Below are 12,199 nucleotides of genomic sequence, written 5' to 3' on the forward strand. Positions count from 1 at the left end.
GATGCTGGCGTTCTGGATCGCCTTGCAGTTCCTGAGCAGCCTGCCGGTTCGCTTGCCGGGCATGCCTGAGCCTGCGCAGTTGGGGCGTTCGTTGCTGTTTTATCCGCTGGTAGGTCTGTTGTTCGGAGGCTTGTTGTGGGGGCTTGATGCCCTGTTGCTTGGCACGCCGCTGCTGCTCCATGGAGCCCTGTTGCTCACCGCTTGGGTGCTGCTTAGCGGCGGCCTGCACCTGGACGGGCTGGCCGACAGCGCGGATGCCTGGCTCGGCGGTTTTGGCGATCGCGAGCGTACGCTGCTGATCATGAAAGACCCTCGCAGCGGGCCGATTGCGGTGATTACGCTGGTGTTGGTGCTGCTGCTCAAATTCGCCGCATTGCTGGCCCTGATCGAGCAGCGACAAACCCTGGCATTGATCATCGTGCCGGTGTTGGGGCGTGGCGCGTTGCTGGGGTTATTCCTGACCACCCCATACGTGCGTGCCGGCGGGTTAGGGCAGGCGCTCGCCGACCATCTGCCGCGCCACAGCGGCTGGCAGGTATTGCTGGCCTGTGCGCTGGGGGGCGTGCTGGTGGCGGGCTGGGTCGGGGTATCGGCGCTGGTCATCGCTCTAACGGTATTTATCGGGTTGCGCCAGATGATGTTGCGCAGGCTGGGAGGGTGTACCGGGGATACGGCAGGCGCCTTGCTGGAGCTGCTTGAAATGGTGGTGTTGGTGGGGCTGGTGCTGATCTGGAATTGAGCGCTACCTGTCTGGCTGGGGATTCAGTTTGAAATTTCCTGAATTAAAATTTGCATTCACTTAATCGCGGGTATATACACGCACTATGCTTGCCTCCCAATGTTTGTGCATCAACCTGCGTCGCGCTGCTCGGGGCGTCAGCAGGTATTACGACGGCGCCCTCGACGGCTTCGGGATCAACGTCGCCCAGTATTCCTTGCTGAGCAACCTGGCGCGCCTGGACCAACCGAGTATCTCTTCCCTGGCCGAGGCCATGGGCCTGGACCGCAGCACCCTGGGGCGCAACCTGCGGGTACTGGAAGGTGAGGGGCTGGTGGCGCTGGCCGAAGGTGAAGACTTGCGCAATCGCATTGTCGAACTCACTGAAGCCGGGCATGCCCGGCTGGCGGCGGCGTTGCCGGCCTGGGAAGCGGCGCAACAACGATTGATCGATAAGCTGGGCGCCGAAAAGCGCGCAACGTTGCTGGCCTTGCTGGATGAACTGGCGTGAAGCCGGTTCGTTCGATGATAAGCGGGTATATACCCGTGACCGGAGAATAAAATGACATCGATGTGGCGTACCTGTGGTTGGGTTCTGGTGGGCGGCGCGCTGATCCTGGCGTTGTCCCTGGGTGTACGGCATGGCTTCGGGCTGTTTCTGGCGCCGATGAGTGCCGAGTTTGGCTGGGGTCGTGAGGTGTTTGCCTTCGCCATTGCCTTGCAGAACTTGATCTGGGGCTTGGCGCAACCTTTTACCGGGGCGCTGGCCGACCGCTTCGGTGCCGCGAAAGTCGTGTTCATCGGTGGCGTGCTGTATGCCCTCGGTCTGGTCTTCATGGGCATGGCCGACTCGCCATGGTCGCTTTCATTGAGCGCGGGTCTGTTGATTGGTATCGGTCTGTCCGGCACGTCGTTTTCGGTGATCCTCGGCGTGGTCGGGCGTGCTGTGCCGCCGGAAAAACGCAGCATGGGCATGGGGATCGCCAGCGCTGCCGGCTCCTTCGGCCAATTCGCCATGTTGCCGGGCACGCTGGGGCTGATTGGCTGGCTCGGCTGGTCTGCCGCGCTGTTGGCGCTGGGGCTGCTGGTGGCGCTGATCGTGCCGCTGGTGAGCATGCTCAAGGACACCCCTGCGCCGCTGACCGGTCATGAGCAAACCTTGTCCGAAGCGCTGCGCGAGGCCTGCAGCCACTCCGGCTTCTGGCTGCTGGCGGTTGGCTTTTTTGTCTGTGGGTTCCAAGTGGTATTCATTGGCGTGCATTTGCCGGCCTATCTGGTGGACCAGCACCTGGCGGCCAGCGTCGGCACGACCGTGCTGGCCCTGGTCGGCCTGTTCAATATCTTCGGCACCTACACCGCAGGCTGGTTGGGCGGTCGGATGTCCAAGCCGCGCTTGCTGACCGGGTTGTACCTGTTGCGGGCGGTGGTGATTGGCTTGTTCCTGTGGTTGCCGGTGACGACTACCACGGCTTACCTGTTCGGGATGGCGATGGGCTTTTTGTGGCTGTCGACGGTGCCTTTGACCAACGGCACGGTAGCGACGTTGTTTGGTGTACGAAATCTCTCAATGTTGGGTGGGATCGTGTTCCTGTTCCACCAGTTAGGTTCGTTCCTGGGGGGCTGGCTGGGTGGGGTGGTATACGACCGAACCGGCAGTTATGACTTGATCTGGCAGGTGTCGATCCTGCTCAGTCTGCTGGCGGCGGCGTTGAACTGGCCGGTGCGTGAGCGTCCGGTGGCGCGGCTGCAAGTTCAGGCAGGTGCGGCATGAGCCGCGTAGGCCCGTGGTTGATTGCTGCCGGTGCCGGCCTGCTGCTGGTGGTCGCCTGGTGGGGGTGGCATCAGGGCGGGCTGGCGTTGATGCAACTGGGTATGGGCACCTGCTGAGCGGTGGACGGCGCCGGGCAGGGGGGAGTAACGTCGGGGTCTGACGTGCTTTCAAGGAGATTGCGACATGCTGATGCGCAGGTTTGCTGTACCCGCTCTGCTGCTGGCTTTGACCGGGCACGTATGGGCCGCTGACTGCCCACCCATGCTGGAGGGCTCGCTGCCCAAGTTGCGGGCCAAGGAAAACATCGATCTGTGCCAGCGTTTCGCCGGCCAGCCGCTGGTGGTGGTCAACACTGCCAGCTTCTGCGGTTTCGCCCCGCAGTTCAAAGGTCTGGAGGCACTCAACCAGCGCTATAAAGGTGACGGTCTGCAAGTGCTGGGGGTACCGTCCAATGACTTCAAACAGGAATCCAAGGACGGCGAAGAGACGGCCAAGGTCTGCTACGTCAATTATGGCGTGACCTTCACCATGACCGAGCCCCAACCGGTACGCGGCGCGGACGCCATCCCGTTGTTCAGGCATCTGGCCGAACAGTCCGGGGCACCGAAATGGAATTTCTACAAGTATGTCGTGGACCGCCAGGGTAAAGTCGTCGCCAGTTTCTCCAGTCGGACCAAACCCGACGATCCTGAATTCATCCAGGCGGTAGAAGCGGCCATCGCCTCTCGCCCCTGATCGCCAGTCACGAAAAAGCCCCGCCTCTTTGCAGAGTGCGGGGCTTTTTTCGCTTCAGATGGCGAGGGGTTCAGGCTCGCCGTGAATCATCAGAAGCGGTAGGTTGCACCGACACCGAAGCCATTTGCGCTGTTTTCGTATTCAGCGTTGTAGGACTGGCCCAGAGCGTTGCTGTGATTGACGCTGACTTTCTCTTCCTTGAGATAGGAATACGCCACGTCGATGGTCAGGTCTTCGGTCGGGCTCCAACCTGCACCCAGGCTGAAGATGGTCCGGTCGCCGGTAGGGATGCGTGGCGAGCGGTCGATGTTGTTGGTAGGTGACTGGTCGAAAGTCAGGCCGGTACGCAGCACCCACTGTTTGTTCAACTGGTAGGACGTACCGATGGCGTAGGCCCAGGTGTCATGCCAGTTCTGTTCCTCGGTAATGGTGCCAAGGAACGCAGGGGCCAGTGCACCACCGTTTGCAGGCGTGACGCCTTGGTTGTCCACGGTGATTTCTTTCAAGCGGCTCCAGCGAGTCCAGGTGCTGCCGGCATAAAGGGTCCAGGCATCGTTGAGCTGCTGGGTGACCGAAAAGTCCACCGATTCAGGTGTCGTGATGTCCAGCGAAGCGTCATAACGCGCCCCGCTCAGGAACCCGGCGGGAGTGCCGGCACCCGGGCTTACCTTGGTGTGGCCTTCAAGCTTGTACTTGACCTTGGAGTGGTAGGTCAGGCCAACACGAGTGGTGTCGGTCGCCTGGACCAGCACGCCGATATTGTAGCCATAGCCAATGTCGTCGCCCTTGATCTTCACTTCGCCATCGTTCGGTGAAAGCGGCGTGGTCAGGGTCGATTCCAGTGCGCCGGAAATGTGGTTGATGGTCGGGCCGAAACCGATCGACACCTTGTCGTTGAAGGCGTAGCTGACGGTGGGCTGGAAGGCGACGACTTTCACTTCGCTCTTGCTGCCGAAGTTGCGACCCTGGAAGCTGCTTTCGTAATCGGTGATCAGGCCGAACGGTGCGTATACACCCAGGCCGAAAGCCCATTGATCATCGATAGGCTTGACGTAATAACCCATCGGAACGGCAGTGAACGGCACCATGTCGCCCTTGTTGGTGCCCGATTGGCTACCGCTGGCGTCGTTGATGTCGGTGGACGCGTCGATAGCGGCCATACCGCCCGTAACTTGCTGGCGCTTGAGGCGCGACATGCCGGCCGGGTTGCCAAACACAGTGCTTGCATCATCGGCAGAGGAAGAACGCCCAGCGAAACCGGTGCCCATGCCACTGATGCTTTGTTCGTTCAAGGCAAAGCCACTGGCGAAAATCTGCGTGGATGCCAAGGTAACGGCAAGGCCAAGGGTGGTTTTGAGCATCATTTTTTTCATTGTTAGAACTCCAGGTGATCACCGGGGCGAAAATTACCAACATTTTCGTTTAAGCGCTATAGGCTGTATGGCTTGATTTAGAGCGGTTTTGTAGGACAATCAGACCAAATTCGCGGCTGTTGTAGGAACTTTCCAGATCTGACCTTAGCAGGCGACCTGATTCAGCGGCGAAACACAACTTTGCCAGGCGCAGGTGAAATCCCGCAGGCGCCCTTGAGGGTGAAATGTCTGGCGCCAGATCCGGGCCATGCCTAACAGGTCATCGGCGTCAGGAAGCGCGAGGTTCTGTTCCTCCACCAAAAGCCAGGCAATGGCGGTGGCGTAACGCAGATTGACGGTCAATTCCAGGTGCGGGCCGCTGAGAAAGGCGTGCTGGCTGGCCAGGCCCCGAACCAGGCTGGCTCGTTCCGGATCCAGAGCCAGGTAATGGTCCCAGAGCGCCCGGTGGCGGGGTTCGGGAATGCGGTACAGGCCGTGCCCGCGACGGTCATGCAGGGCTGATCCCAGGGCGGACTGGCTGGCGGCAATCCCCAGCAACAAGGATTCCGCCGTTGCACTGTGGCGCTCCAGGTACAGGAGCGTCGGGCGGATCACATATCGACACAGTTCGCTGGCAGCGATACCCATAAAACCCTCGAAACGTGAAAGGGGCAGAGCCTGAAATGGGTGTGGGCTTGGCAGCAGTGGTTCGGTTCAGGCTCCGCCGGAAGCGGATCATGCCGCTTGACTTGAAGTGTAGTGTCATATTCCCGCTGTAAAGGACTGTTTTTAAAACATCTTCGCCGAACGGTTATAACCGTTATATCCCCCGGTGCTTAAGCCGTTGCGCTTTATCGAGAAATTCTGGGCAATAAAAAACCCCGCTTTTGGGGCGGGGCCTTAGGGTTTCAGCCTTTGCGGCGTATCAGGCAACCAGTGCCTGACGGGTACGCTCGATCACGGCCTGCAGCGGTTCTGCGCTGGAGTACTGATCGGGGTACAGGCGTTCGCTGTGACGGGCGATGCCATGTTCGTTGACCAGCGTGAAGCTGAAGCAGCCTTTGCGAGCGGCCATGATCAGGCAGTTCATTGGGGCAAAAGCGTTGGTTAGGGTGCGGATGGCATCCTGTGTATGGATTTGAGTCGACATGTTATGGGTGTTCCTACAAATGACACGGTTAAGAACCGTGCAACGTTAAAACGTTCCAGTAACGTCGACCACCATTGGTCGAACGAAGAACCCGACTGGAACAAAGCAGCCAGTTTGAGCGCTATATAAAGTGCGCGCTTGGGCTGGCAGGTAGGTACTTAGGAGGGCAGGCAACACATCAAGGGCAAAGGTTCTGGGCCCGGGGTGAAGATCCTGATCAATTTTGCAGGCTGGTTCGGTCAGAGTAACGAGTCTGGCAACATCCTTTGCAATCGATCAAAGGCAGTGTTGACGCAAGAATTACCTGGAAACCATCGAGGGGGTCGGTCTCTTTTTGTCGGTGAGGCTTCTCTTGAAGAAGGCTGACCGTGGAGATGTATTCGACCCGGAATTGACTTTCAGCTTGGTACTAACGCCGCGGATAGTAACGGATCGAGTGGTCGAAGGGAAGGACGATGGGAAAAAAAGATCCTGCCTGGTTGCCGACTGATCGTTTGTTTGCCCATCGGTGATCGGCCATAGCACAGGAACCGATCAATGGTTTTGCGCTTAGCCGACGGACAACGGCCCGCACGTCGTCAGGTTATCCCCAGGTTTTACCGCGCAAATGAGCCAAAACGGCGCAACCATATAACCATTTCACGTGTTACTTGTGCACACTCGATGCGGTGGTTGTCACCGTATTGTCATGTGGAAACAATCTGGGGTGGGTGCCTGTATCCAAAATTTAAGTCAATGAAAAACATCGCTTTTTTTTACTGGTGAAAAAATCGTCAGTTTGAGCGCAGGCCCCGTTCCACAGGGCTTACGGCGACTTCAGGGGGGGTTGTCCACTGAGTTATCCACAGCTTCTGTGGATTGTCCCAAGCGCTTGCTCTAGCACGGGCGTGCCGGATTTTTTCGACTTTACCCGTGCGAAAAAAGGAGTAGAGTGGCGCGCCTTCCTGATCTGTCCCACAGTGCTTTATGAAGTTTCGCTCAGTATCAAATCCTGTTACCTCCACACCCGCCGGTGTTACCCCACCCAAACGCATTTCGATGCGCGTGGCCGAATGGCTGCTCGACAGCCCGCGCCTTGGGGAAAACACCAGTGTCAAACACTTGGCCGGCCGTTTACTCAAGCAACCAGCCCGGGAAGGCGTGGTAGCTGCGCAAAGTCGCCTCGGTCAGCTGATGTGCCGTGAATGCGGGAACGCGCGCGATCGCCGTATCGGCCAGGATCTGCTGCGTCAGGCTGCCAGGGCCGGGGATCATCGTGCGCGCCAGGCGCTGGGTGAAATCGAAGACTGAGCTGGGCATCCCCTGGCCGCTTGGTTAACCTGCGGGCTTTATTTCATCGGCGGGAATTGTCATGGCTATGGATTTGACCAGCCTGTTGTTTGGCCTGGCGGGTGCTGCGGTGCCGTTGCTCGCCCTGGCCTGGCACCTGCAACGCCAGGCCAGTGCCGCGCAAACCGAACTCGCATTAATGGAGGAGCGTCTGGCCACCGCCCACATGGCCCACGACGGCTTGAACGCCCAGCTCGATGCGTGCCGCGATGAAATCAGCGACCTGGGCCAGGCCAACGCCGCCCGGCAAGCCGAGCTTGCCGCCGCTTGTCGCGAAGTCGAGTTATTGCAGATCGAACGCGACAACGCCCGAGACGCGGCCCACGCCTGGAACTTGGAGCGCGCCGCAAAAGAAGCGGAATTGCGGCGTCTTGATGCCCAGGCGGCTTCGTTGCATGCCGAACTGCGTGAGCAACAGGAAAGTCATCAGCAACGTCTGGACGACCTGCAAGGTTCGCGAGACGAGTTGCGGGCACAGTTCGCCGAGCTGGCAGGAAAAATCTTCGATGAACGTGAGCAACGCTTCGCGGAAACCAGTCAGCAGCGCTTGGGGCAGTTGCTCGACCCGCTGAAGGAGCGCATCCAATCCTTTGAAAAACGTGTCGAGGAAAGCTATCAAGCCGAGGCGCGGGAACGCTTCTCCTTGGGCAAGGAGTTGGAACGGCTGCAACAGCTGAACCTGCGCCTGAGCGATGAAGCGACCAATCTGACCCGTGCCCTCAAAGGCCAGAAGACCCAGGGTAACTGGGGTGAGCTGATTCTGGAGCGGGTGCTTGAACACGCCGGCCTGGAGAAGGGCCGCGAGTATCAGACCCAGGTCAGCCTCAAGGGCCCGGACGGCGAACGGTTCCAGCCGGACGTGCTGATTTACCTGCCCGGCGACAAGCAGGTGGTGGTGGATTCCAAGGTCAGTCTTACGGCCTATCAACAATATGTGGCCGCCGAGGACGACAGCATCGGCCAACTCGCTCTCAAGCAGCACGTGGTGTCTTTGCGGGCCCACGTCAAAGGTCTGGCCGGCAAGGATTACAAGCGCCTGGATGGTTTGCACAGCCTGGATTTCGTGTTGTTGTTCGTACCGATCGAGGCCGCGTTTTCTGCCGCGCTGCAAGCCGAACCGAACCTGTTCCAGGAAGCCTTCGACCGCAACATCGTGATCGTCAGCCCGACGACGCTATTGGCGACGTTGCGGGTGATCGACAGCTTGTGGAAACAGGAGCGCCAGAGTCAGAACGCCCGGGAAATCGCCGAGCGGGCAGGGTGGCTGTACGACAAGTTCGTACTGTTCATTCAGGACCTGGACGAAATAGGCAGCCGTTTGCAGCAACTGGACAAAGCCTACAGTGCGGCGCGCAACAAACTCACAGAAGGGCGTGGCAATCTGATCAGCCGCAGCGAACAACTCAAATTGCTCGGCGCCCGGGCCAGCAAAAGCCTGCCAGCCGAACTGCTCGAACGGGCAATGACCGATGTCGATGGGCTGCCCGAACTGCCTGAAGAGACCGAAAAGCCTCAGGCTTGATGTAAAAACCTGGGCTTGATGCCAGGCAGTGTGTGCCTGACAGTGGGAAATCGATTCTCTACAACGGCAAATGCCGACTCAACAACGCCCTCAATGCGGCCGGTTTCACCGGTTTGGCCAAGTAGTCCAGACCCGCCGCATGCACCTGCGCCACCGTCTCGGGGCGGCCATCGGCGCTGATCACCACGCCTGGTATAGGTTCACCCATACGGCTGCGTAACCAGGCCATCAGCTCGGTTCCGGTTTCTCCATTGTCCAGGTGAAAATCCACCAGGGCCAGTTGCGGTCGGCCTCCCTCGCTGAGCAAACGCTCGCACTCCTGGCGGTTGCGCGCCGTCCACACCTGGCAGCCCCAGCGAGTGAGCAGGCTGTTCATGCCGATCAGAATGCTGTCTTCGTTATCGACACACAGCACCTGGGCGCCTTTTGGTAAATGACCGTTGAGTTCGGCTGCGGGCTTGGGCAAGGCAGTCTGCGCCTGGGCCAGCGGTACGCTGACGCTGAAGACACTGCCGCGCCCCGGCCAGGAACGCACCCGCAAGGTGTGACCCAGCACGCGGCACAGCCCGTCGGCGATCGCCAGGCCCAGGCCCAGGCCTTTTTCCGCACGAGTCTGATGGCTGTCGAGACGTTTGAACTCTTCGAAAATGACCTGCAGTTTGTCTTCGGCGATGCCCGGGCCGCGATCCCACACCTCCAGGCACAATTCGCCATTGCGACGGCGAACGCCCAGCAGTACCGGGCCTTTGGCATAGCGGAAGGCATTGGTGAGGAAGTTCTGCAACACACGACGTAGCAACTTGATGTCGCTGTCGACCCGTAGTCGTGAGCCCCGCACCCGGAATTTGAGGCCTTGTTCCTGGGCCAGTACCTTGAACTCGGCGCCCAGGGTATCGAACAGTTCGTTGAGGGCAAATGGATTGCGGTCAGGGTTGATCTTGCCGTTTTCCAGGCGGGAAATGTCCAGCAGATCGGTGATCAGGTCTTCGGCCGAGCGCAGCGAACTGTCCAGGTGGTGTACCAGTTGCCGGGCCTCGCTCGGCAAGGCGTCGTGCTGATGGGACAGCGCTGCGGAGAACAGGCGTGCGGCGTTGAGCGGCTGCATCAGGTCATGACTGACTGCTGCCAGGAACCGGGTCTTGGATTGGTAGGCCGACTCGGCGGTGCCTTTGGCTTCGGTCAGGGCCATGTTCAGTTGCGACAGTTCCCGGGTGCGTTCCGCCACCCGTTGTTCCAATCCTTCATTGGCTTCCGTCAGGGCCTGTTCGGCTTCGCGGAAAGCGGTGATGTCGGTAAAACTCATGACAAAACCGCCGCCGGGCATGGGGTTGCCGATCAGCTCGATCACCCGGCCATTGGGAAACAGCCGTTCAGAGGTGTGTGCACGGCCCTGGCGCATCCAGTGCAGGCGTCGAGCGACATGGACCTCTGCTTCGCCCGGGCCACAAAGGCCGCGCTCGGCGTTGTAGCGGATGATGTCGGCGATGGGCCGACCCACACTGATCAAACCGTCCGGATAGTTGAACAGCTCCAGGTATCGGCGGTTCCAGGCCACCAGCCTGAGGGACTGATCGACCACGCTGATGCCTTGGGTGATGTTTTCGATGGCACCTTGCAGCAGTGCACGGTTGAATTGCAGTACTTCCGAGGCTTCATCCGCAATTCGGACCACATCCTCCAACTGCATCTCCCGACCTTCAATCGCGGCTTTTACTACTGCGCGCGTCGACGAAGCCCCCAGCACACCCGCCAGGAGCCGTTCGGTGTGGGCGATCCATTCGCTGTCGGCATTCTGGTTCGGGTTGAAGCCTTTGCCCTGGCGGTAGGCAAAGCGAATGAAACTCTGGCGCGCCCGTTCTTCGCCAACGAAGCGCGCGGCCAGTTGCAACAGGTCATCTATGTGCACCGCCAGCATCGAGCGGGGGTTGGGGCGGGCGCTGATTTCCTGGCCGATGAAGCGTCCGGCCTGCCAGTGTTCCGACACGCGGGTGCGCGACAGCACGGAGATCCAGGCAAACAGGGTGAAGTTACCGGCCAGGGATAACACGACCCCTTGGGTCAGCGGTGAAATTGGCAGGTTCAAGGGGTTGCCATGCAGCCACGCAAGCCCCGGGAAACTGTTCAGCGACCAGCCCAGGCTGTGGGCCGCGATCGGCAACACCAAGGTGTAGAACCACAGGAAAATCCCCATGGCGAGGCCGGCGAACACCCCGCGACGGTTGGCCTGTTTCCAGTACAGCGCGCCGAGCATGGCAGGCGCCAGTTGGGTCACGGCGGCGAAGGCTATCTGGCCGATGGTCGCCAGGCTCGCCGTCGAGCCCAGCAGGCGGTAGCTGACATAGGCCAGCAGCAGGATCACCACAATGCTCACCCGGCGAACCGACAGCATCCACTGGCGAAACACTTCAAAGGGCCGCTCGGCGTTGTTGCGGCGCAACAGCCAAGGCAGCAGCATGTCGTTGGACACCATGGTGGAGAGCGCGACACTCGCCACGATGACCATGCCGGTGGCCGCCGAGGCGCCGCCAATGAACGCAAGCACCGCCAGCGCCGGGTGGGCCTGGGCCAACGGCAGGCTGATGACGAATGAATCCGGCAGCACCGAGTCGGGCAGCATCATTTGCCCGGCGAGGGCGATGGGCACCACGAACAACGCCGCCAGGGCCAGGTAGGCGGGGAACACCCACTTGGCCAGGCGCAGGTCCTGAGGCTCGATGTTCTCGACCACGGTCACGTGAAACTGCCGCGGCAAGCAGATGATCGCCATCATCGCCACCCCGGTCTGCACCACCATGGACGGCCAGTTGATGGTTTCTTTCCAGTATTGCTCCAGCCGCGGCGCGAGCATCGCCTGGTTGAACAGATCGTCGAATCCGTCGTAGAGCCCGTACGTGACAAAGGCGCCAACGGCAAGGAAGGCGAACAGCTTGACCAGCGATTCAAAGGCAATGGCCAATACCATGCCTCGGTGGTGCTCGGTGGCGTCCAGGTTGCGGGTGCCGAACACGATGGTGAACAGCGCGAGGATCAGTGAAACGATCAGCGCCGTGTCCTGGGCGCGGGTGCCCGTGGTGTCGGCCCCGGCGCCGATGAGCAGGTTCACCCCGAGCACGATGCCCTTGAGCTGCAAGGCAATGTACGGCAACACACCCACCAGGCAAATCAGGGCAATCACAATCGCCAGGGACTGGGATTTGCCATAGCGGGCGGCGATGAAGTCAGCGATGGAGGTGATGTTTTCCTGCTTGCTGATCATCACCATTTTCTGCAAGACCCACGGGGCCAGCACCAGCAACAGGATCGGCCCGAGGTAAATCGGCAGGAATGACCAGAGTTGTTCGGCAGCCTGGCCCACCGCGCCAAAAAATGTCCAGCTGGTGCAGTACACCGCCAGCGACAGGCTGTAGACCCACGCCCGCACCCGAGGGGGTAAGGGTGTGCTGCGCCGGTCGCCGTAGAAGGCGATGGCGAACAGGATGGCCATATAGGCCAGGGCAACAACGGCAATCAGCCCGCTGGACAACGACATGGAAGCTCCTGAACGAAAGACCCCGGGGGCAGTGCCCGGCAGAACAGTCTCGCATGCCCGCTCGGGTTCGTCAGTGTCGACCAAGGTCGAGGC

The 12,199-nt window shown here is 60.2% G+C and carries 10 protein-coding genes; 6 read left to right on the forward strand and 4 right to left on the reverse strand.

Features of this window, described 5'->3' with window-relative positions:
• The first annotated feature begins 1 nt into the window (after position 1).
• The 4 genes from HQ912_RS08185 to HQ912_RS08200 all read left to right on the forward strand — a co-directional run bounded on the left by HQ912_RS08185 (position 2) and on the right by HQ912_RS08200 (position 3,224).
• Positions 2-739 (forward strand): adenosylcobinamide-GDP ribazoletransferase, encoded by a 738-nt coding sequence (locus HQ912_RS08185; protein WP_139049377.1) that lies wholly within the window; start codon positions 2-4, stop codon positions 737-739.
• 85 nt (positions 740-824) lie between these two features.
• Complete coding sequence (locus HQ912_RS08190; protein WP_047228709.1) at positions 825-1,229, forward strand: MarR family winged helix-turn-helix transcriptional regulator; 405 nt, start codon at positions 825-827, stop codon at positions 1,227-1,229.
• A 51-nt stretch (positions 1,230-1,280) separates the two neighbouring features.
• The gene (locus HQ912_RS08195; protein WP_173406657.1) at positions 1,281-2,489 is read left to right on the forward strand and encodes an MFS transporter; all 1,209 of its coding nucleotides are present in this window, start codon (positions 1,281-1,283) and stop codon (positions 2,487-2,489) included.
• A gap of 183 nt (positions 2,490-2,672) precedes the next feature.
• Complete coding sequence (locus tag HQ912_RS08200) at positions 2,673-3,224, forward strand: glutathione peroxidase (protein ID WP_076383766.1); 552 nt, start codon at positions 2,673-2,675, stop codon at positions 3,222-3,224.
• Between the two features lie 89 nt (positions 3,225-3,313).
• Here the strand turns inward: HQ912_RS08200 and HQ912_RS08205 are convergent, their stop codons facing one another.
• The 3 genes from HQ912_RS08205 to HQ912_RS08215 all read right to left on the reverse strand — a co-directional run bounded on the left by HQ912_RS08205 (position 3,314) and on the right by HQ912_RS08215 (position 5,726).
• A complete protein-coding gene (locus HQ912_RS08205; RefSeq protein ID WP_173406658.1) occupies positions 3,314-4,597 on the reverse strand; it encodes an OmpP1/FadL family transporter in 1,284 nt (427 codons plus the stop codon).
• Positions 4,598-4,741: 144 nt separating this feature from the next.
• Entirely contained in the window at positions 4,742-5,224 is a 483-nt protein-coding gene (locus HQ912_RS08210) for a hypothetical protein (protein WP_173406659.1), read from the reverse strand.
• A 277-nt stretch (positions 5,225-5,501) separates the two neighbouring features.
• Positions 5,502-5,726, reverse strand: coding sequence for a hypothetical protein (locus HQ912_RS08215; RefSeq protein WP_007898912.1), 225 nt, complete (start codon positions 5,724-5,726; stop codon positions 5,502-5,504).
• 966 nt (positions 5,727-6,692) lie between these two features.
• Here HQ912_RS08215 and HQ912_RS08220 point away from each other — a divergent pair.
• On the forward strand, positions 6,693-7,016 hold the full coding sequence (locus HQ912_RS08220) for a hypothetical protein (protein ID WP_076383767.1): 324 nt from the start codon (positions 6,693-6,695) through the stop codon (positions 7,014-7,016).
• A gap of 178 nt (positions 7,017-7,194) precedes the next feature.
• Entirely contained in the window at positions 7,195-8,577 is a 1,383-nt protein-coding gene (gene rmuC / locus HQ912_RS08225; RefSeq protein WP_173407521.1) for a DNA recombination protein RmuC, read from the forward strand.
• Positions 8,578-8,635: 58 nt separating this feature from the next.
• On the opposite strand, the gene HQ912_RS08230 is transcribed toward rmuC, so the two are convergent.
• Positions 8,636-12,106: a PAS domain-containing hybrid sensor histidine kinase/response regulator gene (locus HQ912_RS08230; RefSeq protein WP_047228702.1), complete on the reverse strand. Its 3,471-nt coding sequence runs from the start codon at positions 12,104-12,106 to the stop codon at positions 8,636-8,638.
• Between the last annotated feature and the right edge of the window lie 93 nt (positions 12,107-12,199).

The organism is Pseudomonas sp. MPDS (assembly GCF_013283895.1).
Classification (GTDB): domain Bacteria; phylum Pseudomonadota; class Gammaproteobacteria; order Pseudomonadales; family Pseudomonadaceae; genus Aquipseudomonas; species Aquipseudomonas rhizophila.

Coding starts and splice junctions, on each gene's coding strand:
- HQ912_RS08185 (WP_139049377.1), top strand. CDS start 2: ATGCTGGCGTTCTGGATCGCCTTGCAGTTCCTGAGCAGCCTGCCGGTT.
- HQ912_RS08195 (WP_173406657.1), top strand. CDS start 1,281: ATGACATCGATGTGGCGTACCTGTGGTTGGGTTCTGGTGGGCGGCGCG.
- HQ912_RS08215 (WP_007898912.1), bottom strand. CDS start 5,726: ATGTCGACTCAAATCCATACACAGGATGCCATCCGCACCCTAACCAAC.
- HQ912_RS08230 (WP_047228702.1), bottom strand. CDS start 12,106: ATGTCGTTGTCCAGCGGGCTGATTGCCGTTGTTGCCCTGGCCTATATG.
- HQ912_RS08210 (WP_173406659.1), bottom strand. CDS start 5,224: ATGGGTATCGCTGCCAGCGAACTGTGTCGATATGTGATCCGCCCGACG.
- HQ912_RS08205 (WP_173406658.1), bottom strand. CDS start 4,597: ATGAAAAAAATGATGCTCAAAACCACCCTTGGCCTTGCCGTTACCTTG.
- HQ912_RS08200 (WP_076383766.1), top strand. CDS start 2,673: ATGCTGATGCGCAGGTTTGCTGTACCCGCTCTGCTGCTGGCTTTGACC.
- rmuC (WP_173407521.1), top strand. CDS start 7,195: ATGGAGGAGCGTCTGGCCACCGCCCACATGGCCCACGACGGCTTGAAC.
- HQ912_RS08190 (WP_047228709.1), top strand. CDS start 825: ATGCTTGCCTCCCAATGTTTGTGCATCAACCTGCGTCGCGCTGCTCGG.
- HQ912_RS08220 (WP_076383767.1), top strand. CDS start 6,693: ATGAAGTTTCGCTCAGTATCAAATCCTGTTACCTCCACACCCGCCGGT.